At 74.4% G+C, this 24111-nt stretch carries 27 protein-coding genes; 12 read left to right on the top strand and 15 right to left on the bottom strand.

Annotated elements, in window-relative coordinates; genetic code table 11:
• Positions 1 to 45 precede the first annotated feature (45 nt).
• Entirely contained in the window at positions 46 to 525 is a 480-nt protein-coding gene (locus BMW62_RS07265) for an Lrp/AsnC family transcriptional regulator (protein ID WP_091930178.1), read from the bottom strand.
• Between the two features lie 217 nt (positions 526 to 742).
• Here BMW62_RS07265 and pdhA point away from each other — a divergent pair, with 217 nt between their 5' ends.
• The 3 genes from pdhA to BMW62_RS07250 are packed head-to-tail and all read left to right on the top strand — an operon-like array spanning position 743 to position 4392.
• Positions 743 to 1882 (top strand): pyruvate dehydrogenase (acetyl-transferring) E1 component subunit alpha, encoded by a 1140-nt coding sequence (gene pdhA, locus BMW62_RS07260; RefSeq protein ID WP_091930177.1) that lies wholly within the window; start codon positions 743 to 745, stop codon positions 1880 to 1882.
• The gene (locus tag BMW62_RS07255; RefSeq protein ID WP_091930176.1) at positions 1879 to 2859 is read left to right on the top strand and encodes an alpha-ketoacid dehydrogenase subunit beta; all 981 of its coding nucleotides are present in this window, start codon (positions 1879 to 1881) and stop codon (positions 2857 to 2859) included. Before pdhA ends, BMW62_RS07255 begins: the two co-directional genes overlap by 4 nt.
• A gap of 3 nt (positions 2860 to 2862) precedes the next feature.
• Entirely contained in the window at positions 2863 to 4392 is a 1530-nt protein-coding gene (locus tag BMW62_RS07250; RefSeq protein WP_091930175.1) for a dihydrolipoamide acetyltransferase family protein, read from the top strand.
• A 147-nt stretch (positions 4393 to 4539) separates the two neighbouring features.
• Here the strand turns inward: BMW62_RS07250 and BMW62_RS07245 are convergent, their stop codons facing one another.
• On the bottom strand, positions 4540 to 5106 hold the full coding sequence (locus tag BMW62_RS07245) for a hypothetical protein (protein ID WP_139206213.1): 567 nt from the start codon (positions 5104 to 5106) through the stop codon (positions 4540 to 4542).
• A 115-nt stretch (positions 5107 to 5221) separates the two neighbouring features.
• On the opposite strand from BMW62_RS07245, the gene BMW62_RS07240 reads away from it, so the two are divergent.
• The 4 genes from BMW62_RS07240 (at position 5222) to BMW62_RS07230 (ending at position 9531) form a co-directional block, all read left to right on the top strand.
• Entirely contained in the window at positions 5222 to 6382 is a 1161-nt protein-coding gene (locus BMW62_RS07240) for an AGE family epimerase/isomerase (protein WP_091930173.1), read from the top strand.
• A gap of 81 nt (positions 6383 to 6463) precedes the next feature.
• Positions 6464 to 6925: an SRPBCC family protein gene (locus BMW62_RS07235; RefSeq protein ID WP_091930172.1), complete on the top strand. Its 462-nt coding sequence runs from the start codon at positions 6464 to 6466 to the stop codon at positions 6923 to 6925.
• Between the two features lie 206 nt (positions 6926 to 7131).
• Entirely contained in the window at positions 7132 to 7281 is a 150-nt protein-coding gene (locus tag BMW62_RS22540; protein WP_170852253.1) for a hypothetical protein, read from the top strand.
• A gap of 153 nt (positions 7282 to 7434) precedes the next feature.
• Positions 7435 to 9531 carry a sensor domain-containing diguanylate cyclase gene (locus tag BMW62_RS07230; RefSeq protein ID WP_244523893.1) on the top strand — a complete coding sequence of 699 codons (2097 nt, stop codon included), beginning with the start codon at positions 7435 to 7437 and terminating at the stop codon, positions 9529 to 9531.
• A gap of 4 nt (positions 9532 to 9535) precedes the next feature.
• On the opposite strand, the gene BMW62_RS07225 is transcribed toward BMW62_RS07230, so the two are convergent.
• Positions 9536 to 10369 (bottom strand): tyrosine-protein phosphatase, encoded by an 834-nt coding sequence (locus BMW62_RS07225; protein WP_091930171.1) that lies wholly within the window; start codon positions 10367 to 10369, stop codon positions 9536 to 9538.
• A 182-nt stretch (positions 10370 to 10551) separates the two neighbouring features.
• Here BMW62_RS07225 and BMW62_RS07220 point away from each other — a divergent pair, with 182 nt between their 5' ends.
• Genes BMW62_RS07220 through BMW62_RS07200 form a run of 5 tightly spaced genes read left to right on the top strand, consistent with a single transcriptional unit; the run spans position 10552 to position 15365 of the window.
• Positions 10552 to 11778 carry a substrate-binding domain-containing protein gene (locus tag BMW62_RS07220; protein ID WP_091930170.1) on the top strand — a complete coding sequence of 409 codons (1227 nt, stop codon included), beginning with the start codon at positions 10552 to 10554 and terminating at the stop codon, positions 11776 to 11778.
• 17 nt (positions 11779 to 11795) lie between these two features.
• On the top strand, positions 11796 to 12593 hold the full coding sequence (locus BMW62_RS07215; protein ID WP_211435028.1) for an ABC transporter ATP-binding protein: 798 nt from the start codon (positions 11796 to 11798) through the stop codon (positions 12591 to 12593).
• Positions 12590 to 13339, top strand: a complete 750-nt coding sequence (locus BMW62_RS07210) for an ABC transporter ATP-binding protein (RefSeq protein WP_211435027.1) — start codon at positions 12590 to 12592, stop codon at positions 13337 to 13339. The genes BMW62_RS07215 and BMW62_RS07210 overlap by 4 nt, the downstream gene beginning before the upstream one ends.
• Positions 13336 to 14220 (top strand): branched-chain amino acid ABC transporter permease, encoded by an 885-nt coding sequence (locus tag BMW62_RS07205; protein WP_091930168.1) that lies wholly within the window; start codon positions 13336 to 13338, stop codon positions 14218 to 14220. The genes BMW62_RS07210 and BMW62_RS07205 overlap by 4 nt, the downstream gene beginning before the upstream one ends.
• 11 nt (positions 14221 to 14231) lie before the next feature.
• Positions 14232 to 15365, top strand: coding sequence for a branched-chain amino acid ABC transporter permease (locus tag BMW62_RS07200; RefSeq protein ID WP_211435026.1), 1134 nt, complete (start codon positions 14232 to 14234; stop codon positions 15363 to 15365).
• Positions 15366 to 15397: 32 nt separating this feature from the next.
• Here BMW62_RS07200 and BMW62_RS07195 read toward each other — a convergent pair whose 3' ends face one another.
• The 12 genes from BMW62_RS07195 to BMW62_RS22525 all read right to left on the bottom strand — a co-directional run bounded on the left by BMW62_RS07195 (position 15398) and on the right by BMW62_RS22525 (position 24080).
• On the bottom strand, positions 15398 to 16306 hold the full coding sequence (locus BMW62_RS07195) for a 3-methyladenine DNA glycosylase (protein WP_091930166.1): 909 nt from the start codon (positions 16304 to 16306) through the stop codon (positions 15398 to 15400).
• 57 nt (positions 16307 to 16363) lie between these two features.
• Positions 16364 to 18304 (bottom strand): helix-turn-helix domain-containing protein, encoded by a 1941-nt coding sequence (locus BMW62_RS07190; protein WP_091930281.1) that lies wholly within the window; start codon positions 18302 to 18304, stop codon positions 16364 to 16366.
• Positions 18305 to 18321: 17 nt separating this feature from the next.
• Positions 18322 to 19077 carry a 3-hydroxybutyrate dehydrogenase gene (locus BMW62_RS07185; RefSeq protein WP_091930165.1) on the bottom strand — a complete coding sequence of 252 codons (756 nt, stop codon included), beginning with the start codon at positions 19075 to 19077 and terminating at the stop codon, positions 18322 to 18324.
• Positions 19078 to 19200: 123 nt separating this feature from the next.
• The gene (locus BMW62_RS22535; RefSeq protein ID WP_170852252.1) at positions 19201 to 19353 is read right to left on the bottom strand and encodes a hypothetical protein; all 153 of its coding nucleotides are present in this window, start codon (positions 19351 to 19353) and stop codon (positions 19201 to 19203) included.
• Positions 19350 to 19601 carry a hypothetical protein gene (locus BMW62_RS07180; protein ID WP_091930164.1) on the bottom strand — a complete coding sequence of 84 codons (252 nt, stop codon included), beginning with the start codon at positions 19599 to 19601 and terminating at the stop codon, positions 19350 to 19352. The genes BMW62_RS22535 and BMW62_RS07180 overlap by 4 nt, the downstream gene beginning before the upstream one ends.
• Positions 19602 to 19819: 218 nt before the next feature.
• Positions 19820 to 21658: an acyl-CoA dehydrogenase gene (locus tag BMW62_RS07175; protein WP_091930163.1), complete on the bottom strand. Its 1839-nt coding sequence runs from the start codon at positions 21656 to 21658 to the stop codon at positions 19820 to 19822.
• Between the two features lie 137 nt (positions 21659 to 21795).
• Entirely contained in the window at positions 21796 to 22182 is a 387-nt protein-coding gene (locus BMW62_RS07170) for a lipopolysaccharide assembly protein LapA domain-containing protein (protein WP_091930162.1), read from the bottom strand.
• Positions 22179 to 22349, bottom strand: coding sequence for a hypothetical protein (locus tag BMW62_RS22530; RefSeq protein ID WP_170852251.1), 171 nt, complete (start codon positions 22347 to 22349; stop codon positions 22179 to 22181). Before BMW62_RS22530 ends, BMW62_RS07170 begins: the two co-directional genes overlap by 4 nt.
• 135 nt (positions 22350 to 22484) lie before the next feature.
• Positions 22485 to 22910, bottom strand: a complete 426-nt coding sequence (locus tag BMW62_RS07165; RefSeq protein ID WP_091930161.1) for a hypothetical protein — start codon at positions 22908 to 22910, stop codon at positions 22485 to 22487.
• Between the two features lie 15 nt (positions 22911 to 22925).
• Positions 22926 to 23552 (bottom strand): TetR/AcrR family transcriptional regulator, encoded by a 627-nt coding sequence (locus BMW62_RS07160; protein ID WP_244523892.1) that lies wholly within the window; start codon positions 23550 to 23552, stop codon positions 22926 to 22928.
• 146 nt (positions 23553 to 23698) lie between these two features.
• Entirely contained in the window at positions 23699 to 23833 is a 135-nt protein-coding gene (locus BMW62_RS23425) for a hypothetical protein (RefSeq protein WP_280138624.1), read from the bottom strand.
• 91 nt (positions 23834 to 23924) lie between these two features.
• Positions 23925 to 24080 (bottom strand): hypothetical protein, encoded by a 156-nt coding sequence (locus BMW62_RS22525; protein ID WP_170852250.1) that lies wholly within the window; start codon positions 24078 to 24080, stop codon positions 23925 to 23927.
• Between the last annotated feature and the right edge of the window lie 31 nt (positions 24081 to 24111).

The raw sequence follows: 24111 nt of genomic DNA, 5'->3' as shown, positions 1-24111 counted from the left end.
CCACCTCGCCCTCCGGGGTGACGCGCCGGGCCTGGAACGGGTGGGTCAGCCGGGAGGCGGCCCGGCGGCGCGGTGCAGCAGCGGGCCCACGCGCCGCTCGACGAACCGGCGCATCGCCAGGGCGGTGTCCACCCGCTGGACGCCCGGGATGGCCAGCACCGCCTCGGTGATGCGCCACAGGTGGTCGGCGTCGGTGGCCACCACGTGGACGAGCAGGTCGGTGGCCCCCGACAGGCCGGTCACCTCGAGGACCTCGGGGAGCCCGGCGAGCGCATCGCTGACCTCGGCCAGCCCGCGCTGCGCCACCTGCACCGACATGTAGGCAGCCAGCCGGTGGCCCAGGGCCTCCGGGCGGACCCGCTGGTCCAGCGGGCCGAGGACGCCGTTGCTCTCGAGCCGGGCGAGCCGGCTCTGCACGGTGTTGCGGGCGAGGCCCAGCCGCTGCGAGAGCGCCATCACGCTGGCCCGCGGGTCCTCGGTGAGGGCCAGCAGCAGTCGCGCATCCGTGGCGTCGATCTCCGGCACGCTGCGCAGTCTGGCAGCTCCGGACCGCGCGTGGGCACCTTTCTGCGCAATCTCCCGAGGGAGCCCTGCGCAGATCGTCGTGCCGCGGGGGTGGCGAGCGGCGGGGCGGCCGTGCCAGGATGTGTGAGGGCCGCCACACCCGGCGGGTCGGAACGTCCAGCACCACCGCATCGCCGGTGACCCCGGCGTCGGTGGCCGACGGCGAGGAGCGCGACCGGTGACAGCGTTGCCAGAGACCACCGAGATGGTCGACCCCGTCCCGGGGGCCGACGCCCCCCACCTGCCGCAGCGGTCCCAGCTGGTCCAGCTGCTCACGCCCGAGGGCGAGCGGGTCGAGCACCCCGACTACGCGCTGGAGATCTCCGACGAGGAGCTGCGCGACCTCTACCGCGACCTGGTCCTGGTCCGCCGGTGGGACGTCGAGGCGACCGCCCTGCAGCGGCAGGGCGAGCTCGGCATCTGGGCCTCGCTGCTGGGCCAGGAGGCGGCGCAGGTCGGCGCCGGCCGCGCGATGGCCGCTTCGGACATGGCGTTCCCGACCTACCGCGAGCACGGCGTCGCCTGGACCCGCGGGGTCGACCCGCTGCACGTCATCAGTCTGTTCCGCGGCGTGGACAACGGCGGCTGGGACCCGGTGGCCACCGGTTTCAACCTCTACACCGTGGTCATCGGCGCGCAGACCCTGCACGCCACCGGCTACGCCATGGGCCTGCAGCGCGACGGCGCCGAGAACGCGACGCTGGCGTTCCTCGGTGACGGCGCCACCAGCCAGGGCGAGGTCAACGAGGCGATGATCTGGGCGGCGAGTTTCTCCGCCCCCGTCGTCTTCTTCTGCCAGAACAACCAGTACGCGATCAGCGTCCCGCTCGAGCGGCAGTCGCGGGTCCCGCTGTACCAGCGGGCGGCCGGCTTCGGGTTCCCCGGCGTCCGCGTCGACGGCAACGACGTCCTCGCCGTCCTGGCCGTGACGCGCCAGGCGCTGCAGGCCGCGCGCGAGGGCCAGGGCCCGACCTTCATCGAGGCGTTCACCTACCGCATGGGGGCGCACACCACCTCCGACGACCCCACCCGCTACCGGCTGGCCAGCGAGCTGGAGGAGTGGAAGCTGCGCGACCCCATCGCCCGGCTGAAGGCGCACCTCTCCCGGCAGGACAAGGCCGACGCGGCGTTCTTCGACGCGGTCGAGCGCGAGGCCGACGAGCTCGCCGAGCGGATCCGCAGCGGCACCGTCGACATGCCCGACCCGGACCCGGCGTCGATGTTCGACACCGTCTACGCGGAGCAGACCCCGTGGCTGGCCGCCCAGCGCGACGAGTTCGTCGCCTACCGCGCGAGCTTCGAGGAGGCCGGCGAATGAGCACCGACACCCTGACCATCGGCAAGGCCCTCAACCTCGGCCTGCGCAAGGCGATGGAGGACGACGCCAAGGTCGTGCTCATGGGCGAGGACATCGGCAAGCTCGGCGGTGTCTTCCGCATCACCGACGGCCTGCAGAAGGACTTCGGGGAGGCCCGCGTCGTCGACACGCCGCTGGCCGAGGCCGGGATCCTGGGCACCGCCGTGGGGCTGGCGATGCGCGGCTACCGGCCGGTCTGCGAGATCCAGTTCGACGGGTTCGTCTTCCCCGCCTACAACCAGATCGTCACCCAGGTGGCCAAGATGCACGCCCGGTCCAAGGGTCGGCTGCCGATGCCGATCGTCATCCGCATCCCCTTCGGCGGCGGTATCGGGGCCGTCGAGCACCACAGCGAGAGCCCCGAGGCCTACTTCGCGCACACCGCCGGGCTCAAGGTGGTCGCCGTCAGCAACCCGGTCGACGCCTACTGGGGCATCCAGCAGGCGATCGCCCACCCCGACCCGATCGTCTTCCTCGAGCCCAAGCGGCGGTACTGGGAGAAGGCGGAGGTCGACACCGACGCCACGCCCGACCCGCTCTTCGCCTCCCGGGTCGTCCGCGGCGGGGACGACGTCACCGTGCTGGCCTACGGCCCCATGGTGAAGACGGCGCTGCAGGCCGCCGAGGCGGTCGCCGGGGAGGGGCGCTCCCTGGAGGTCGTCGACCTGCGCACGGTCTCGCCGCTGGACCTGGAGCCGGTGTTCGAGTCGGTGCGCCGCACCGGCCGCTGCGTCGTCGTCCACGAGGCGCCGGTGACGCTCGGGCTGGGCGCGGAGATCGCCGCCCGCGTGACCGAGGCCTGCTTCCACTCCCTGGAGGCGCCGGTGCTGCGGGTCGGGGGCTTCGACACGCCCTACCCGCCGTCGAAGCTCGAGGAGGAGTACCTCCCCGATCTCGACCGGGTGCTGGACGCCGTCGACCGCGCGATGGAGCTCTGAACCATGACCCAGCGACAGTTCAAGCTGCCCGACGTCGGGGAGGGGCTCACCGAGGGCGAGATCCTCCAGTGGATGGTGGCCGTCGGCGACACCGTCACGGTCAACCAGCCGCTGTGCGAGGTGGAGACGGCCAAGGCCGCCGTCGAGCTGCCCTCGCCGTGGGCCGGCACCGTCGTCGAGCTGCTGCACGAGGCGGGGACGATGGTCGACGTCGGCGCGCCGATCATCACCATCGACACCGGCGGGGCGGGTGGGGGAGGCACCGGCGGTGCAGCCCCGGCGGCGGAGCCGGTCGACGAGGGGGCCGCCGCCGGCGAGGAGCCGGCCGCGGGGCTGATCGGCGGAGCCGCCCCGGGCGGCCGGACCGCCGTCCTGGTGGGCTACGGCCCGCGCACCACCGAGGCCCGCCGCCGGCCGCGCCGCTCGGGTGCCGCGGCGGCCGCCCGCGCGACCGCGCTGCCCGGTGCGGACTACGGCTCGGGCGGGACCGACCGGCCTTCGCTGCCCTCCGACGACGGCCCGCCGCTGCTGGCGACCGCCCCCGACATGCGCAGCAAGCCGGTGCGCCACGGCGGGCTGGAGGTCGGCCGGCAGGCCGAGGCCGCGGCGCGCCGGGAGGACGCCGCACCGGGGCGGGGCTCCGCGCCCGGCCGGCGGGGCCCCCGCCCGCTGGCCAAGCCGCCGGTCCGCAAGTACGCCAAGGACCTCGGCGTGGACCTCACCACCGTCTCGGGAACGGGCACCGACGGGTGCATCACCCGGGCCGACGTCGATGCCGCGGTCGCCGCGCGCTCCGACGGCTCCGCTGCCGCCCAGGCCCCTGTGGCGGCCACCGCCGGCGAGCAGCGCATCCCGGTCAAGGGTGTCCGCAAGGCCACCGCGGCCGCGATGGTGGCCAGCGCCTTCACCGCGCCGCACGTCACCGAGTTCCTCGCCGTCGACGTCACCCGCATGATGAAACTGCGCACCCGGCTCGCCGCCCGGCCGGAGCTCGCCGGGGTGAAGGTCAGCCCGCTGCTGTTCGTGGCCAAGGCGGTGCTCCTGGCCGCGCGACGGCACCCGGTGGTGAACAGCTCCTGGGACGAGGCGGCGCAGGAGATCGTCGTCCACGGGCAGGTCAACCTCGGCATCGCCGCGGCCACGCCGCGCGGGCTGATCGTCCCCAACATCAAGGACGCCGGGCGGCTCACCCTGGCCGAGCTGGCGGGCGCCCTGGCCGAGCTGACCGAGACCTCGCGGGCCGGCCGCACCGCGCCGGAGGACATGGCCGGCGGCACGCTGACCATCACCAACGTGGGCGTCTTCGGCGTCGACACCGGCACGCCCATCCTCAACCCGGGGGAGTCGGCGATCCTGGCCTTCGGTGCCGTGCGCGAGATGCCGTGGGTGCACAAGGGCACGGTGCGGCCGCGGCAGGTGACCCAGCTGGCGCTGAGCTTCGACCACCGGATCGTCGACGGCGAGCTGGGCTCGCGGTTCCTGGCCGATGTCGGCGCGATGCTTCACGATCCGGGGGCGGCGCTGGCGTTCTGATCGGGGGGCGGCAGGCTGACGGCTGCGGACGCAGCCCGTGCGGCGTCCCCGGGCTGATCCTGCGGGCCGGAGCCACGGCCGGTCCAGCGGGTGCCGACGGGAGCGCGCGCCGCGCCGCCCGCTGGACGGATCCGTCCAGCGGGCGGGTCAGCCGGCGGCCGGGGAGACCTCGACGGTCTCGGCGAAGACGAACGGAGCGCCCGCGTACTGCTCGAACAGCGGATCGTCGAGTTCGAAGTCCGGCATCTGCTCGACGGCGCCCATCTCGAGGGCGTCCTCGAGGGTGCCGGTCACCGTGACCGGGACGCCGTCCGCGATCTCCGGAACCGCATCGCTGGTCACCACGAGGATCGGTGCGATCCCCGGGTCGTCGGCCGCGGTCATGGCGAAGACCCCATCGGTCAGCAGGTCGGCGACCTCACCGGAGAGCACGACCGGGCGCTCCAGGTAGGAGTCGATGTCGGCCAGGAACTCGTCATCGTAGAGACCGTCGAAGGCGGGCTCCACGAGTTCGTCGCCGGGGATCTCGTCGAACGGGATCTCCGGTTCCTCCTCGGGTGCCTCGTCCTCGGCGACGTCCCCGAGCACGTTCTCGGCGGAACCCTCCGCCGCCGGTTCGTCCTCACCGCAGCCGGTGAGCATCAGCCCCGTGGCGGCGGCGAGGGCGACCACCGCGGCGCGGCCCCCGGAGGTGTGCGTGCGACTGCTTGCCATGATCGTCCCCTTCCGACTCCTTGCCCCTGTGAGTTCCCCGTCCGTCGGCCGACCACCGCACGGCCCGGCTGCTTCGTCATCGACCTGACATGCGCGACGTGGTAGGCCAGGCGACGTGACCGACCTCCACGGGCTCTTGGAATTCGCTGCCCGATCCCGGCTGCCCGACGGGTTCGGGTACCTCGGCTCGGACGGGACGGTGCTGCCGCGACCGCAGGAGACGTGGATCGTCGCGCGGATGACCCACGTGTTCGGGCTGGCCACCCTGCTGCGCCGGCCCGGCGCGGACGAACTGGCCCGTCACGGGGTGGCCGCGCTGCGCGGTGGGCCGCTGCGCGACACCCGCCACGGCGGCTGGTGCGCGGCGGGCGACGACGGGACGAAGGCGGCCTACGTCCACGCGTTCGTCGTCCTGGCCGGCGCCACGGCCACCACCGCCGGCGTCGACGGCGGTCGGGCGCTGCTCGAGGAGGCGCTCGCCGTCTGGCAGGGCCGGTTCTGGGACGCCGACGCGGGGCTCGCGGTCGACGAGTGGGACGCCGGCTGGACGAGGTTGTCGGGGTACCGCGGCGCCAACGCGAACATGCACGGCGTGGAGGCGGTGCTCGCCGCCGCCGACGCGGTGGACGACGCGGCGCTGGCCGACCGGCTGCGGGGGCAGGCGCTGCGCAGCACGGAGCGCGTCGTGCACGGCTTCGCCCGCGCGCGCGACTGGCGGCTGCCCGAGCACTTCACCTCCGCCTGGGAGGCGCTGCCCGACCACAACCGCGACCGCCCGGCCGACCCGTTCCAGCCCTACGGCGTCACGGTCGGGCACCAGTTCGAGTGGGGCCGGCTCGCCCTGCACCTGCGCGCGGCCCTGCCCGACCCGCCGGCCTGGCTGCTCGACGACGCGGTGGCGCTCTTCGACGCCGCGGCGACGCGGGGCTGGGCCGCCGACGGGGCCGACGGCTTCCCGTACACCCTCGACTGGGACGACCGGCCGGTCGTCGGCGCGCGCATGCACTGGGTCATCTGCGAGGCGGTCGCGGCCGCCGTCGTGCTGGCCCGGGTCACCGGGGAGGCGCGGTACCGGCAGCTCGCCGACCGCTGGCGCGCGCACGGCGAGGAGCGGTTCGCCGACCCCGTCACGGGGAGCTGGCACCACGAGCTCACGCCGTCGGGGGAGGTCGCCGAGGGCACGTGGGCGGGGCAGCCCGACGCCTACCACCTGGCCCAGATGCTGCTCGTGGCCGACCGGCCGGTGCGGGGCGGCATCGCGGCCGCGCTGCGCTGACCGGCGGCTGCACGTGTCGGCCCCTCGGCGCAGGGGTAGGTGGGCCCACGACCGAACCCAGCGATACGAGGAGCTGAGAACGTGGCCAGCGTGCAGGAGTCCGTCGACGTCGACGTCCCGATCCGCGTCGCCTACGACCAGTGGACGCAGTTCGAGACGTTCCCGAAGTTCATGGGCGGGGTCGAGAAGATCACGCAGATCGACGAGACCCACACCCACTGGGTCACCAACATCGACGGCGTCAAGCGCGAGTTCGATGCGGAGATCACCGAGCAGCACCCCGAGGAGCGGGTGGCCTGGACCAGCACCAGCGGCGAGGCCGAGCACGCCGGTGTGGTGACCTTCCACCGCCTGGACGACGCGAAGACCCGCGTGATGATCCAGATCGACTGGGAGCCCGGGGGCCTGGTCGAGAAGGCCGGCGCGGCGCTCGGCTTCGACGACCGGCAGATCAAGGCCGACGCGAAGAAGTTCAAGGAGTTCATCGAGAGCCGGGGCACCGAGACCGGTGCCTGGCGCGGTGACGTGCAGCGCCCCAGCTGAGCGCGGGGACGACGACGGCGCCCACCCCACGGGGGTGGGCGCCGTCGTCGTGTCCGGAGGTCCGGTGCACGTGACGACTCTCACCCGAAGGGATGATGAACCTTCGGCCATGACTCATGTCAACCGACGTTTCGTCGGATTAGAGTGGTGATCGCCTGCGTTACTACGGCTGCAGGCGTGACACTCCGACGAAAGAGGCAGTAGCGATGAGCAGCGTGACGACCAGCTGGCGGCGGCGTCGGCAGGTGGCGCGTACCCGGCGGGCCCTGGACAAGGCGCTGGCCCGCAGCAGCAGCCCGGCGATGCGCGACGAGCTCCTGACGATGGCCAACGGCAGCCACTTCCTCGGCCGCTGACCCCCGACCGCGCCCCGCGCGGCCCGGAAGACCGACCCCGGTTCCCCTCAGGGACCGGGGTCGCGTGCGTCCGGGGCGGGCGCCCGCGAGCCGGCTCACCCGAACCGGTCGGTTCCGCTCAAGCAGGCGTGCGGGTCCGCCGATCACCGATCCGTGGGCACAGGAGCACCGGGCAGCGACGGCACGGCCGCCGCGCGACCGGCCGAGGCGCGGGAGACCCCGGGCATCACGATGGCCGGGGTGCTCACCTACGTCCGGCGCCACGGTGGTGACGACGCCGTCGCGGCGGTGCTCGACCGGGCGGGCCTGGGTGAGGTCGCCGACCAGGTCGAGGACCAGGCCCGCTGGTGGAGCTACGACACCCGGATCCGGCTGTTCGCGGCGGCGACCGAGGTGCTGGGCGACCCCGACACGATGTTCCACGTGGGCACGGCCGCGATCCGCAGCGGCCTGGGGCACTCCCTGCTCCTGGTCCTGCGCGCCCTGGGCACGCCCCGCCAGGTGTTCCGCCAGCTGCCGCGGGCGGCGGCCAAGTTCACCACCGTCTCCCGCATGGAGGTCCGCGAGACCACCGCGACGTCGGCCACGGTCGCCCTGCACCTGGCCGACGGCTACGCCCACTCGGCGCTGGACTGCGCGTACGCGCGCGGGCTGGCGGTGATGATCCCGGCCATCTTCGGCCTGCCCCCCGGTGTCCTCACGCACACCGAGTGCTGCGTCGAGGGCACCGGTACCTGCGTCTACCGCCTCACCTGGGAGCGTCGGTCGCGGTTGCGCCGCCGCCGGCGGCGCGACGCGGCGGAGGCCGACCCCGAGCTCGCGGCACTCCGGGGTCAGCTGCGCACGCTCCAGTCGGCCGCCGGCGACCTCGTCGCCGGCGAGGACCTCGACACGGTCCTGCACCGCATCGTGGCCCGCGCGGGCGAGGCCGTCCTCGCCCCGGCCCACCTGCTCGTCGTCGCCGCACCGGACGGCGGGCCACCGCTGGTGCACGGCGCCGGCATCCCCGGGGCCCGGCTGCCGGACCTGGCCGAGCGCATCCTGTCGGGGGACGACCTGGGGCGCACCGCCGTGGTGGTCGACGTCGCATCGGCCCGCCGGCGGCACGGCAAGCTGGCTGCGATCTACCCGTCTGGCGACGGCGAGATGGCCGACGAGCACGCGATGCTGGCCGCCTACGCCGGGCACGCGGCTGCCGCGCTGGACCTGATCATCGCCCTGGAGGACGCCCGGACGGAGGCGGACCGGGCAGGTGCCCTGCTGGAGCTGTCCCACGAGCTGGCCGCCGCGGCGGATCCGGCCGAGGTGGCCCGGCTGGTCGCCGCAGCGCTCCTGCGCGTCGTCGGGTGCGCCCGCGCCAGCCTGCTGCTGTGGGATCCCGGCGCGGGGGTGCTGCGGGCGTCCGCGACCGCCGGCCTGTCCGACGAGCAGGCGGCGGTGATGCGCCGGACCGCGCTCCGCCCGGAGGAGACCCCGGAGGTGATGGGGCTGCTGACCGACCGGGAACCGCTGATCTTCGATGACGCCACGAGCAGCCCCACCCTCCGCGCGCTCCTGCGGGGGGTCGGGAGCGCGCGCGTGGTGGCCGTCCCCCTGCTCGCCGGTTCGGCGTTCCTGGGGGTGGTGACGGTCGGCTGGCAGCCCGGGGAGGCACCCGAGGAGCTCGGCGGGGACGTGCTGGCGCGGCTGCGCGGCGTCGGCGACCAGGCCGCCACGGCGCTGCAGAAGGCCCGGCTCCTCGAGACCGTGCGGCACCAGGCCACGCACGACGCGCTGACCGGCCTGCCCAACCGGGTGCTGTTCCTGGAGCGGCTGGAGGCGTCGCTCGCCGAGGCCGGCCCCGACGGTGGGCTCGGGGTGCTCTTCTGCGACCTCGACCGGTTCAAGGACGTCAACGACTCGCTGGGTCACGCGGCCGGCGACGAGCTCCTGCGCCAGGTATCGGCGCGGCTGCGTGCCGCCGTCCGACCCGGGGACACGGTGGGCCGGCTCAGCGGCGACGAGTTCGCCATCGTCCTCCCGGACCTGGCCGACGCCGACCACGCGCGCACCCTCGCCGACCGGATCGCGGCCTGCTTCGACGAGCCGTTCCGCCTCGAGGGCACCCCGGTGCGGGTCGGCACCAGCGTCGGGGCGGCCGTGCTGGGTCCGGCCCAGGAGCGCGACGCGGACGCGCTGCTCCGCGAGGCGGACGCGGCGATGTACCTCGAGAAGCAGCGACGGGGCCGCTCGGCCCGCGCGGCCCGCTGACCCGTCAGCTCCGCAGCCGCGCCCGCAGCGCCGCCTGCTCGTCGGCGCCGAAGCCGTGCGCGTCCAGCCAGCCGACCGGGCCGTCGAACCGCTCGTCCAGCAGCACCAGCAGGCGGTCCATCGTCTCGGCACGCGGGGTGTGGCTGGCGACGTCGCGGGCGACCATGTCCTCGGCGTACGTGGGGGAGGCGGCCAGCTTCGCCACCAGCGCGTCGATGATCTCCGCGGTGAGCGCGTAGTCGGCGACGATCTCCTCGTGCGGCACCCCGGCGACGGCGAGCGCCAGGGCGCAGACCACGCCGGTGCGGTCCTTGCCGGCGGCGCAGTGGACCACGGACGCGCCTTCGGGGGCCCGGGTGAGCGCCCGCAGGGCGCCGACGACGTTCTCCGAGCGCTGGCCGAGGTAGCCCAGGTAGGACCGCACCGCCGGGGGCTCGCCCTCGTCGTGGGCCGCGACCTGCCGGGGCAGCAGCGATTCGGTCCACCCGGCCCCGAGCTCCAGCTGCGGGTCCTCCTCCTCCACCGCGAAGACGTCGGTGTGGTGCCCCCGCTCGGGCAGCAGGGTGAAGTGCCGGTGGGTGACCTCCCGGACGCCGCGCAGCGGGCCCCGGCCCTCGAGCAGGATCTCCGCGGTGGTGCGCAGGTCGACGACCTGGCGCAGCCCGAGCTCGCCGACCAGGCGCCGGACGTCGGCGTCGCTGAGCGTCTGCAGGTTGTCGCTGCGCAGGATGCGGCCGGTCGCCGTCCGCCCGCCGTCGACGGTGGGCAGCCCGCCGAGGTCGCGCATGTTCGTGGTGCCGTCCAGGCGGATCCAGCGGTCGGTGTGCGGAGAGGTCACGGCTGCGACGGTACGGCGTCGCCCGGGCGGGTGCGCTCCCCGGAGCCGCGTCCGGCACGGGTGGTGCGGAACCCCACAGCGGCGCCCATCGGTATGGGGCCGGTCCACATGGGCACATGATCAGCTCGTCCCTACGGTGTGGTGCAGACCACTCGTGCACCCGCACACCGGAGGAGATCACCATGTCCCGCACTCGTTCCCGGTCCCGGACCGCCAGCACCGCGGCGGCCGCCGGTGTCCTCGCGCTCACCGCCGCGTGCGGCAGCCCCGGTGCCCCCGGCGGCGGGGCGGGCAGCGGAGGCGGTGGTGGCGAGGAGGGCGCCCCGGTCCAGGTCGGCCTCATCACGTCGACGTCCGGACCGCTGGCCTCGTACGGGGCGCAGTACCTCCAGGGCTTCGAGGCGTGCCTGGACCACCTGACCGACGGCACCGGCGAGGTCGGCGGCCGGCCGGTCGAGGTGATCCAGCGCGACGACGCCGGCGACCCGGCCAAGGCCGTCGCGGAGGCCACCGACCTCATCGGCCAGGGGGTGCAGATCCTGGCCGGCTCGGCGTCCTCCGGCGTCGCCGTCCAGGTCGCGCCGCTGGCGGAGCAGAACGACGTCCTGTTCATCTCCGGCCCGGCGGCGACCGACGCCCTGACCGGGATCAACGGCAACACCTTCCGCTCCGGGCGGCAGACCTACCAGGACGTGCGCACGGCGCAGTCCTTCATCGGCGAGGCCGCAGGCAAGGAGGTGCTCGTCTTCGCCCAGGACAGCGCCTTCGGGCAGGCCAACGTCGCCGCGGTGACCGCCGTCCTGGGCGACGAGGCCGGCGCCACCGTCACACCGCTGCTCGTGCCCGCGAGCGCCACCGACCTCACCCCGTTCGCCGCGCAGGCGCGGGACGCCGGCGCCGACCTGACCTTCGTCGCGTGGGCCGGGGAGACGGCGCCCGCCATGTGGCAGGCCATGGGCCAGCAGGGCGTGTTCGACGCGACGAACGTCGTCACCGGCCTGGACATGCGCGCCTCCTACCCCACCTACGGCGAGCAGGTCGCCGACCTCAACTTCCTGTCGCACTTCTTCGCCGAGGCGGTCGACAACGAGATGAGCCAGGCCGTGGCCGAGGGCGTCGAGGCCGCCGGCGGCGAGGTCGACATCTTCACCCCCGACGGCTGCAACGCCGCGCAGATGATCGTGCGCGCGGTCGAGGAGAGCCCCGACGACGTCGCCGGCATGATCTCGGCCCTCGAGGGCTGGAGCTTCGACGGGGTCAAGGGCGAGATGACCATCCGCGCGGAGGACCACGCCCTCCTGCAGCCGATGTTCCAGGCCCGCCTCGAGCAGCAGGGCGGCGAGTTCGTCCCGGTGCTGGTCGACACGCTGGCCCCGGAGGACACCGCTCCTCCGGTCGCCACCGCCTGACCGGCCCGGAGGACCCGTTGTCCACCAGTGCCACGACGGCACCGGCCACCCACCCTGCGGAGGGTGCGCCGGTGCTGCAGGTGCGCGGGCTCAGCTGCGCCATCGGCGGGGCGGTCATCGTCGACGACGTCACCTTCGACGTCGCCCCCGGGGAGTTCGTCGCGGTCATCGGCCCCAACGGCGCGGGCAAGACGTCGCTGTTCAACCTGCTCTCCGGGCTGCTCCCCGCGACCGGCGGCAGCGTGACCCTCTCCGGGGCGGACATCACCGGGGCCTCGCCGTCGGCGCGGGCCCGGCGGGGCCTGGGGCGCACGTTCCAGGCGTCGTCGGTCTTCGCCGGCCTGAGCGTCCGCGAGAACGTCCGGCTGGCCGCGCAGGCCCGGCTGGGCGGGAGCATGCGCCCCTGGCAGCTGGTGCGGCCGGGGGACGCGGCGCAGGAGATCGCCTCGCACTCGCTGGCCCGGGTCGGGCTGGCCGGTCGCGGCGACGACCTGGCCGGGGCGCTGTCCCACGGGGACAAGCGCAAGCTCGAGCTGGCGATCCTGCTGGCCACCGACCCCGCCGTCGTCCTGCTGGACGAGCCGATGGCCGGGGTGAGCATCGAGGACGTCGCCGGGCTGACCGAGGTGATCGCCTCGGTGCACCGCGAGGAGGGCAAGACGGTGCTGATGGTCGAGCACCACATGGACGTCCTGCTCGGGCTGGCCGACCGGGTCGCGGTCATGCACCACGGCAAGCTGCTGGCCCTGGACACCCCCGAGCGCGTGACCGGCGACCCGGCCGTGCAGCAGGCGTACCTCGGGGAGGCGCTGTGAGCGGACAGGGCGGCGCGCCGCTGCTGCGGATGTCGGACGTGCACGTCCGGCTGTCGGGCAGCCACATCCTCCAGGGCGTGGACCTCACCGTCCGCCGCGGCGGGGTGACGGCCCTGCTCGGGCGCAACGGCGCCGGCAAGACGACGACGGTCAAAGCCGTGCTCGGGCTCGTGCCGTCCACCGGGGTCATCGAGCTCACCGGCGGTGACGGCCGGACGGAGCGGGTCGACGGCCGGCGGACCCACGAGATCGTCCGCCGCGGGATCGGCTACGCACCGGAGGACCGGGAGGTCTTTGCCGGCCTGACGGTGGCGGAGAACCTGGCGCTGGCCGAGCGGCGCGGCTCCGACCACCACCACGACCGGGTCTACGAGCTGTTCCCCGAGCTGCAGAAGCGCAGCCGGCAGCTCGCCGGCACGCTCTCCGGGGGCCAGCAGCAGATGGTCGCCATCGCGCGCCTGCTGCTCAACGACAACCAGCTGCTGCTCATCGACGAGCCGACCAAGGGGCTGGCGCCGCTGCTGGTGGCCGAGGTCGCCGACGTGCTGGCCCGCGCGGCCGAGGAGGTGACGATCCTGCTCGTCGAGCAGAACCTGACCGTCGTCCAGCGGATGGCGCAGGACGCCGTCGTCATCGACCAGGGGCGGGTCGCCTGGTCGGGGCCGGCCGACGACCTGCTGACCGACGCCGACCGGACCCGCGAGCTCCTCGGCGTGGCCGCCAGCGGGGGAGGTGACCACCGGTGACCACCTTCGTGCTGCTGTCGATCACCGGCCTCGGGCTCGCGGCGCTGTACTTCCTGGTGGCCTCCGGGCTGTCGCTGATCTTCGGCCTCATGGACGTGCTGAACTTCGCCCACGGCGCCTTCCTCACCATCGGGGCCTACGGGACGTGGTGGGCCGCCGGCAACCTCCCCGGTGCCGGGTCCACCGGCTGGGGCTTCGTCCTCGCCGTGGCGTTCGGCGTCGGCGTCGGCACGCTGGTCGCGGCCCTGATCGAACTGCTGCTCATCCGGCCGCTGTACCAGCGGCACATCGAGCAGGTCCTCGTCACGGTGGGCCTCAGCCTCGCCCTGGTCGCCCTCGTGCGGGCTGTCTGGGGCTCCGACCCCCGGCCGTTCCCGCGTCCGGAGTGGGCGCAGGGCACCACGTCGGTGCTGGGCGCCAACGTGCCCAACGACCGGTTCCTGCTCATCGTCAGCGCGGTGGTCGTGCTGGTGTCGGTGCTCGCCTTCCTCCGCTTCACCCGCGTCGGCCTGATCATCCGGGCCGGCGTGGAGAACCGGACCATGGTGACGGCGCTGGGCATCGACGTCCGGAAGGCGTTCACCCTGGTCTTCGCGATCGGCGGTGCCTTCGCGGCCCTGGCCGGGGCGCTGGGCGGCATCTACCTGGGCTCCATCTCCCCGGGGCAGGGCACCTCCCTGCTGATCTTCGCCTTCATCGTCGTGGTCATCGGCGGCATGAGCTCGATCACCGGTACGGCCGCCGCCGCGGTGCTGGTCGGTCTGGTGCAGCAGTTCGCGAACTACTACGCCGCGAGCGGGGTGGGTGACCTGTCGGTGGTGCTGCTGCTGGCGGTGGTGCTCCTGGCCCGGCCCAGCGGCCTGAGTGCGAGGTTGGCGTGAAGGACAGGGCCGTGAACCGGAGGAACGTGCGGCGGCTGGCTCCGCTGGTGGTGCTGGTCGTCCTGGCGCTGCTGCCCTACTCGACCCTGAACCTGCCGGGGCTCTTCGACGGGGTGCTCAACAGCCCGGGCACGTTGCAGCTCCTGGCGCTGTGCCTGGTGTTCGGCGGCGTCGCCCTCTCCTTCGACCTGCTGTTCGGCTTCACCGGGCTGCTCTCGTTCGGGCACGCCCTCTACTTCGCGGCGGGCACGTACGGGGCCAACCTGCTGCTGACCGAGCTCGGCTGGGGGCTGGGTGCGGCGATCGCGGCGACGACGGTGCTGGGCATCGTGCTCCCGCTGGTGATCGGCAGCGTGGCGCTGCGCGTCTCCGGCATCGCCTTCTCCATGGTCACCCTCGCCACCGCCCAGGTCGGCTCGATCATCGTGCTGCAGGACCCCGGCGGGCTCACCGGCGGCGAGGAGGGGCTGGCGGTCGACCGCACCCCGATCCCCGACGCGTTCGTCGGCGTCTTCAACACCGTGAACAAGTACTGGCTGGCGCTGGCCTACCTGGTGCTGGTGTACGCGGTGGTGACCTGGGTGACCCGCTCCCGGGCGGGGCGGGTCTGGCAGGCGATCCGGGAGAACGAGCGGCGGGTGGAGGTGCTGGGGCTGCGGCCCTACCGCTTCAAGCTGCTCGTGTTCGTGCTGGCCGGGCTGCTGGCCACCCTGGGCGGCATCGTGCACCTGCTGCTGCTGGGTGGCTCCACGCCCCGCGTGACCACCGCCGACTTCACCATCGGGCTGCTGGTCATGGTCGTGCTCGGCGGCGCCGGCAGCCGGTGGGGTGCGGTGCTCGGTGGCGTGCTCTACACCTACCTGGACAGCCGGCTGACCGACCTGGCGTCCTCGCCGGCGGTGCAGGACCTGCCCGCCTGGCTCCGGGTGCCGCTGTCCGAGCCGCTGTTCATCCTCGGCACGTTGTTCATCCTCGTCGTCCTCTTCGTGCCCGGCGGCATCGCCGGGCTGGTGGACCGGCTGGGCGAGCGCCGTCGCGGCCGCCGTCGCCCGGCCGAGAACCCGCCGCCGGGCCGGGCGGTGGAGCGGCTCCGGGACGAGATCGGTGCCGGGGTGGGCGGCAACCGCCCGCACGACGGGGTCTGATCGACGACCCCGGCCCGCCCGCGATGATCAGGTCACCTGATCCCGGATCGCGGGGACGGCGGCGGTGGGCTGCCGGCGAGGAGGCGGTCGCAGACGTCGACGAGGCGCTGCCGCAGCTCCGCACCCCGGACGGCGAACTCCCGCTGCCCGGCCACGTACTCGGCCTTGCCCTCGGGCGTCTCGATCGCCACGGGGGCGTAGCCGTGGTCGCGCAGGTCGTACGGCGAGGCCCGCATGTCCAGCTCGCGGATCGCCACGGCCAGCTCGAAGCAGTCGACGACCAGCTCACCCGGGGTGGCGGGGCTGAGCTTGTAGGCCCACTTGTAGAGGTCCATGCCGGCGTGCAGGCAGCCCGGTTGCTCCAGCTGCGGCTGGCTCTCGCGGGTGGGCTGCAGCCGGTTCCGCGGCGCGGCGGCCGGGGTGAAGAACCGGAACGCGTCGTAGTGGCTGCACCGCACCGGGTGGGCATCGACGATGGCGTCGGTGCCCTCTTGCCCGAGGCGGAGGGGGATCGGGTGCCGGGTTCCGGTGTCGCGGTAGACCATCGCCCACTCGTGCAGGCCGAAGCACCCGGTGAACGCCGGGCGGGCGGCGGTGGCCACGAGCAGCCGGCGGACGAAGCGGACGGTGTCCCCGCGGTCGGCCAGGAAGGCACCGGTGTCGAGTCGCACGGTCGCGCCGTCGGTGGCGTACCAGCGCCGGCCCTCGTACGGCGCGGGAATGGCGAGGGCGACGTCCGCGCCGGGGTGCCAGCGGCGCAGCCGGCCCGGGGTCTCGGAGTAGTAGGTGAACAGGAAGTCCAGGACCGGGTGCGCCTCCCCGCGGAGGCGGCGCTCGCGGTGCGGCGCGGCCCAGCGGTCCACGCGTGCCTCGTGCGCGGCGGCCCGCCCCTGCCACTCCTCGACCGGCAGGACCGGCGGCTGGGTGAGGGGCGGCTGCACGCGCCCAGGGTAGGAGGCCGCCCCCGGCGGGCCGGCGGCGCGCGGCGGCGTCCTCGCTCAGCCGGGGTCGACGCGGGTCAGCCGGTGCAGGCGGAGCGCCAGCTGGACCTCCAGGGCGCGGGCCGGGGAGGACCACTCGCGACCGAGCAGCCGGCCGATCCGGTCCAGGCGCTGGGTGACGGTGTTGACGTGCACCTGCAGGCTCTCCGCCGCCCGGGCCGGTGAGCTGCCCGCCGCGAAGAACGCCTCCAGCGTCCCCTCCAGGTCCGTGCCCCGCCTCGCGTCGTACTCGAGGACGGGGCCCAGCGTCGCCCGCACGAAGGCGGGCACGTCGCGCCCCTCGCCGACCAGCAGGCCGAAGAACCCCAGCTCGTCGGCGCTCGCCGCGTCCCCCTCGCGGCCGAGCGCCACCAGGGTGGTCGCGCAGCGGGCCGCCTCCGCGTGGGCGGCGGCCACGGCATCCGGGCCGACGGCCGGTCCGGCGCCGCCGACGGTGACCGCACCGGCGCCGGCGGCACCGAGCTCGCGACGCACGGTGGCCGACGCGGGGCCGGGCTCCAGGCCGGGCAGGCAGAGGACGACGCAGCCCCCGTGCAGGCCGGCCAGCCCGCCGCGGGTCGCCGCCAGGTGGGCCGCGGTGGCCAGGGCCCGCGGGCGGGACCGGGCATCGACCCGGGCGACGACGACGGCGTGCGGGCGGTCCAGGTCCGCGCCGAGCCGGCGGGCGCGCTCCCGGAGCCCGTCGGGATCCCGGAGACCTGGGCTCAGGAGCGCCTCGAGCAGCTCCCCGCGCACCCGGTTCTCCGCCTCGCCCGCCGTCCGCCGGATCAGCAGCAGCAGCGCGGTGACGAGCGCTGCACGCTCCAGGATCCGCTGGTCGGAGTCGGCGAGCTCCTCCTCGCGGTGGAGCACCAGCCCGCCCAGCAGCTCGCTGCCCACCGTCACGGCGGCGGTCCACCAGCTGCCGTCCTGCACCGTCCGGCCGGTGGCGCGGGCCAGGGTCAGCGCGCCGGCGGGGTCGGGTGGCAGCTCGGTGGCCGCACCGGCACCGGGCGAGACGGCCCGGCCCTCCTCGTCGAGCACGGTGATGCTGCCCCCGAGGGCCTCGGTGACCGCCGCGGCGACGTCCTCCACCCCGCCGCCGCGCAGGACGACGTCGATGAACCGGTCGTGGGCGCCGGCCGCCCGCTCCACCGATGCCGTGTGGGCGCGCAGCCGGCGGGTGGCCGCCGAGAGCTCGTCCAGCGCCGACCGGGTCTCCTCGAGCAGCCGGGCGTTGTCGAGGGCGATGGCGGCGTGGGCGGCCAGCGACCCCAGCAGGGACACCTGCGACCGGTCGAAGGTGCGCTCGGTGCGGTCGGCGGCGAACAGCACGCCGATGACCTGGGCGCCGCGGACGAGAGGCACCCCGAGGATCGCGACGAGCCCCTCGTCGTGTACGCCGTCGTTGATCTCGGTCGTGTGCCGGAACCTCGGGTCGGCGAAGTAGTCGGCCGTGGCGTAGGGGGCGGCGGTCTGGGCGACGAGCCCGCCCAGCCCCGCGCCCATCGGCAGCCGAAGCCCCTGGAACCGGGCCGAGACCGAGCCGTCGGTGACCCGCATGTAGGTGTCGCCCCGTGCGGGGTCGTTCAGCGTCAGGTAGGAGACGTCGCTGCCCAGCAGCTGGCGGGCCCGCCGGACGATGGCGGTGAGCACCGAGTCGACCCCGCGCAGCGCCGCGAGGTCGTTCGCGGTGTCGAAGAGGGCGGTGAGCTCGGACTCCCGCCGGCGCCGGGCGGCGAACGCCTCGCGTACCTCCAGCGCCAGCAGCTTGACCCGGTCGAGCTCGGCCAGCTCGTCGGCGTCGGCCCCCGCCGCCCGCGCCCGGACCAGGGGGCGTTCGTACTCGATCGCCGCGGCGTCGCCCAGCAGCAGTTCGAAGTACTCCGCCGCCCGCCCCACGGCCGGGCGCGGACCGTCGCGGTCGGGGACGGGCGGGGACGGGGGCACGACCGGCATTCTGGCCGGTCGCGCGGTCACCGTGCGGTCCACCCGCCGTCCATCACCAGCGAGGTGCCGGTGACCGAGGCCGCGGCGGGCGAGCACAGCCAGGCGACCGCGTCGGCCACCTCCGCCGGCTCGATGAGCCGCTTGACCGCCGCCGGCGCCAGCATGACCTGCTCCACGACCTGGTCCTCCGACAGGCCGTGCGCCTCCGCCTGCGCGGCGATCTGCCCCTCCACCAGCGGCGTCCGCACGTAGGCGGGGTTCACGCAGTTGGACGTGACGCCCCGGGCGGCGCCCTCCAGGGAGACGACCTTGGACAGCCCCTCCAGGCCGTGCTTGGCCGTCACGTAGGCGGCCTTGTAGGGGGAGGCGCGCAACCCGTGGACCGAGCTGATGTTGACGACCCGGCCCCAGCCCCGGTCGTACATGTGCGGCAGTGCGCCGCGGACGAGCCGGAACGGCGCCTCCACCATGAGCCGCAGGATGTGGGAGAAGCGGTCGACCGGGAACTCGTGGACCGGGGCGACGTGCTGCAGGCCGGCGTTGTTGACCAGCACGTCCACGGCCAGGTCGAGGCGGTCGACGGCGGCGAGGTCGGACAGGTCGGCCGTGACCGCGGTGCCGCCCACCTCCGCGGCCACGGACCGCGCAGCCTCGGCGTCCCGGTCGACGACCACGACGTCGGCACCGTCGGCCGCCAGCCGGACGGCGCAGGCGCGGCCGATCCCCGACGCACCACCGGTGATGAGTGCCCGCCGCCCGACCAGGGGACCGTTGACCGCCATGGTGGGAACGCTAGGCCGCCGGTGCGATGTGCCCCACGGTTGCCGCCCACACAGCCCGCCCCGACCTGGTGGTGCGGCGGCACACCGACCGGGGGAGCCCGCGACCCGCGGCCGCGGGTTCCCTCAGTCGGCCTCGTTGCCGGGGCGGGCGACCGAGTCGTCCCGCTGGGCCTCGTCGTCGGTGGTCAGCGTGACGTCGTCGGCGTCCGCCGGAGCGGCGGCGTCGCCGGTGGTGTCGGGGGACTCGCGGTACCCCGTCGGCTGAGACTCGCTCATCGGCCGTCGTCTCCTGATCGGTCGGTCGGGCCCGAGACCTCGCCGGTGGCGCCGGCGCGAGTGGCGCGGGCGACGTCGCCGTCCGCGCGGGCCGGGAGGTCGTCCCCCTGCTCGGCGTCCCGCTCGACGCCTTCCTCGGCGGTGAGCGGCACGTCGTCGAAGGAGGAGGCCAGGTCGCTGTTGGCCCCCGTGCCCGACGCGGTCGGGATGTCCTGCTGGATGCGGTCGCTGCCCTGGGGATCGGTCATGCCGGCCTCCTGTCCGTCGGCTGTCCTCTCGCCCATGCCCGTCGTCGTCTGCCCCAAACGACCGAGGCCGCCTCCCAGCGGGAAGGCGGCCTCGCTCGTCGTGCGGGGTGGACCGGTCGCGGGGCCCGGAGGGTCCCCGACCGGGACACGGGCAGCGGCTCAGTCTCAGCGCACCAGGGGGACGCCCCCTGGCCGCGGTCGGAGCCCGGAGGGCGACATCAGAAGCAGTCCTCCGCGACCTCCATGAGGGCGTTGTCGGTGGCCTCGACGATCGCCCGCTCCGCCGCGAGCTTCGGCAGCACCTGGGTGGCGAAGAAGCGGGTGGCGGCGAACTTGCCCTCGTAGAAGTGCTTGTCCTTCTCGCTGACCTCGCCGGCGAGGGCGGCCAGGGCCACCTCGGACTGGCGGATGAGCAGCCACGCGGTGACCAGGTCGCCGGTGGCCAGCAGCAGCCGGCTGGTGTTCTGCGCGACCTTGTACAGCGAGGACATGTCCTCCTGGGCGGCGGTCAGGTGGTCGAACATCGCGGTGAGCATGCCCTGGACGTCCTGCAGGGCGGTGCCGAGCAGTGCCCGCTCCTCCTTGAGCCGGCCGTTGCCGGCGTCGCCGTCGACCGTGGCCTGGATCTGCTCGGCCAGCCAGGTCAGCGCGACGCCGCCGTCCCTGACGATCTTCCGGAAGAAGAAGTCCTGGCCCTGGATCGCCGTCGTGCCCTCGTAGAGGGTGTCGATCTTGGAGTCCCGGATGTACTGCTCGATCGGGTAGTCCTGCAGGAAGCCCGAACCGCCCAGGGTCTGCAGCGACTCGGACGTGAGCAGCTCCGTGGCCCGCTCGGAGCCGAAGCCCTTCACGATCGGCAGCAGCAGGTCGTTGACCCGCTCGGCGAGCCGGGCCGCCTCGCTGTCACCGGTGGCCTCGGCCTCGGTGACACGGTCGCGGAAGCCCGCAGTGTAGAGGTACAGCGCCCGCATGCCCTCGGCGTAGGACTTCTGCCGCATCAGCGAGCGGCGGACGTCCGGGTGGTGGGTGATGGCCACCCGGGGGGCGTCCTTGCTGGTCGCCGTCAGGTCGGCGCCCTGGATACGGGTCTTCGCGTAGTCCAGTGCGACCTGGTAACCGGCCGAGAGGGTCGCGATCGCTTTCGCGCCGACGAACATCCGGGCGTGCTCGATGACCTTGAACATCTGGGCGATGCCGTCGTGGACCTCGCCGACCAGCCAGCCCTGCGCCGGCACCGGGCCGTCACCGAAGGTGAGCTCGCAGGTCGTGGAGACCTTGAGGCCCATCTTCTTCTCGACGTTGGTGACGTAGGCGCCGTTGCGCTCGCCCAGCTCACCGGTCGCGAGGTCGACGTGGAACTTGGGGACGACGAACAGCGACAGACCCTTGGTGCCCGCCTTCGCGCCCTCGGGGCGGGCCAGGACCAGGTGGATGATGTTGTCGCTCATGTCGTGCTCGGCCGACGTGATGAACCGCTTCACGCCGTGGATGTGCCAGGAACCGTCGGGCTGCTGCACGGCCCTGGTGGTGCCGGCACCGACGTCGGAGCCCGCGTCGGGCTCGGTGAGCACCATCGTGGCGCCCCAGCGGTGCTCGAGCATGAGTTCGGCCAGGCGCTTCTGGTCCGGCGTGCCCAGCTCGTCGAGGATGGCCGCGAAGGCCGCGCCCGAGCCGTACATGAACACGGCGGGATTGGCGCCGAGGATCATCTCGAAAGCGCCCCAGGTCAGGGCGTGCGGTGCGCCGAAGCCGCCGAGGTGCTCGGGCAGGTCGAGGCGGGACCACTCGCCGTCCTCGACGGCCTTGTACGACTTCTTGAACGACTCCGGGATGGTCACCGAGTTCGTCGCCGGGTCGAAGACCGGCGGGTTGCGATCGGCGTCGACGAAGGACGCAGCGACCGGGCCCTCGGCGAGCTTGCGGACCTCGGCCAGGATCCCGCGCGCGGTGCCGGCGTCCATCTGCTCGAACGGACCCGTGCCGAACTTGTCCTTGGTGTCCAGGAACTCGAAGAGATTGAACTCGAGGTCCCGCAGGTTGGCGGTGTAGTGCGTCATTGCGCTCAGGCTCCCGTGCTCCGTGCCGGCGGACGGCGTCGTCCTACTCGCGAGTAACAAAAACTATTACTCGCGAGTAGTAACGGCAAGCACCGGGTCGCCGGACACGCCTGCGCCGGGAGCCTGACCCGGAGGGGTCAGCGCTTGCGCCGCCGTGCGCGGGTGACCGCACCGGCCAGCCACACCAGCAGGCCGCCGAGCGCCGCGGCGACCAGCAGGGCGACGACAAGCGGGCCCTCGACGTCGGTGAAGACGAGGCTGATCTGCACCGACTGGCCGTTGAAGACGACGAACAGCACCAGTACCACGGTGACGAAGATCAGCAGCGCCAGCGCCAGCGACCGGCCGATGGCCTTCCCGGTGTGCCGTTCGCGGGCCGGGGCCGGTTCGGCCGGCCGCTCGGCGGTGCGGTCCGGTTCGACGGCGGGGTCGCCCGAGGCCTGGTCGCCCGAGGCCTGGGAGCCCAGGCCGACGCTCAGCGGGTCGCGCTGCGCGCCGGCAGGCTCGCGTCCGGGGCCGGTCACCGGGCGTCCGGTTCGGTGTCGGCGGGCGGGTAGGCCGGGCCGGCGATGCCGTCGGCCGGGCCCTCCGTGGCGCCCAGGGAGTCGCGGTCCTCGCCGGGCGCCTGCTGCGCGCCGAGCGGCTGGGCCTCGCGGTCGGAGCCCGCGTTGTTCTCGTCCGGCATGGTCATCGCAGCATTGTCGCCCGCCGGGCGACACCGCGGCCAGTTGCCGTCCCCGGCGGGCGGAGCCGCTGCCCGTGTCCCGGTCGGGGAGCCTCCGGCCCCCGCGACCGGCCCACCTCCGGGCGGCTGCGCCGGTGGCGCTCACTCGGCCAGCGCGGGACCGGCCTCGTGCGCGGGGTGGCCGGCGGTGCGCTCGCGCTGCTTCATCCGGGCCTCGAACACGTGCCGGTCGCCCCCGGCGAGCTCGTCCCGGGCACGGGCGTCGTAGGCGCGGAAGGTGGCCCAGTAGTTCTCGTCGAAGTCCTCGACGACCTGGAACGTCCACCGGTCGGCGATGACGTTGCGCCCGACCAGGTCGCGCTCGAGGTCGGCGGCCAGCGGCGTGGCCCCGGCCTCGCGGAACAGTTCGACGGACTCCTGCAGGAGCCGGTCGGCCTTGCCGGTCAGCTGGTGGAAGGCGTAGAGGAAGCCACGGGCCTGGTCGACGGTCTCCAGGGCCTCGGACAGCTTGCCGAGCGCCTCCACGGTCTGGTCGTCGAGGTCGGGCCGCGTGCGGTCGTCGGTCACCGGCCCATCCTGCGGTCAGCCGCGGGCGGCCGCGATCTCGATCAGCCGCTCGGCCAGCTGCCGGCCGTGGGCGGCGGGGCCGTCGGGGCCCAGCAGGCCGCCGGAGAGGTACATGCCGTCGATGATCAGGTGGACCTGCGCGGCGAGGTCCTCGCCGTCGCCCGGCACGATCTCGTCGGCCAGCCGCTCCAGCCGGGCGTGCAGCTCGAACTTGTAGTCGGCGGCGGCGCTGCGGGCGGGGTGCTGCGGGTCGTCGTACTCGCTGCTGACGTTGGTGAACGGGCAGCCGCGGAACCCGGTGCGGGTGACGTCGCGCTCGACGGCGTCGACGACGGACAGCAGCGCGGCCCGCGGGTCGCCCTCGAGCCGGTCCAGCTCCGCGTCGATGAACGCGAGCACGGTGGCCGCCTTGCGGCTGAGGTAGGCCCCGACGAGGTCGTCCTTGCTCTTGAACAGCCGGTAGACCGTCATCTTGCCCAGGCCGGTCTCGCGGACCAGCTCGTCCATGCCGACGCTGCGGGAGCTGCGCCCGGCGAAGAGCCGCTCGGCGGTGTCCAGCACGATCGCCTGCCGCTCGGCGCGGCTGCGGCGAACCGGTGCCGTGGCGTCGTCGGCGTCGGACAGGGGCATGGCGGCGGTCACGTCAGCGATGGTGCACCAGGACGTGACGGAGCAGTTCGCGGCACGCCGGGGCTGATCGCTCTGGGTGACGAGGGGCGCCCGGGCTCCGCGGGGCGCCGGGGAGCGGAGGTGAACGTGTGACGACGCAGCGTGACTGCGGCGTCGGCTCAGGCCCGGCGGGTGCGGCGCGGGTTGGCCAGCAGCCGGGCCACGGCCCGCGCCGCGGTCTCCGTGGAGGAGTCGGCCCGCGCTCCGTCGGTCGACTCGTGGGTGGTCCGGGTGTGGTCCAGGTTGTCCTCCATGCGCCGGTGCGTGCCCGTGCCGTGGCGGTGGGAAACCGGTGCGCGACCGGACAGGGCTGAGACGTCGGTCACCACGGCGCGGCGCCGGGGGTCAGGTGTCGGGGGTGTCGGCGCCACCGCCGGCGGTGTCGGCACGGCCCTCGGCCGGCTCCTCGGGGTGCGGCGTGCGGCCGCTGCCGGGCTGCTCGCCGGCCGGGTCGCCCTCGGCGCGTTCGGCGCTGCGGGGCGTGCGGTGGGATTCGCTCATCGCGGGTTCCTCCTCGGTTCGGTCGGGGAGC

It is taken from the genome of Blastococcus sp. DSM 46786 (assembly GCF_900109665.1).
GTDB classification, from domain to species: Bacteria; Actinomycetota; Actinomycetes; order Mycobacteriales; family Geodermatophilaceae; genus Blastococcus; species Blastococcus carthaginiensis.
This window is presented reverse-complemented; position numbering and strand designations above follow the sequence as displayed.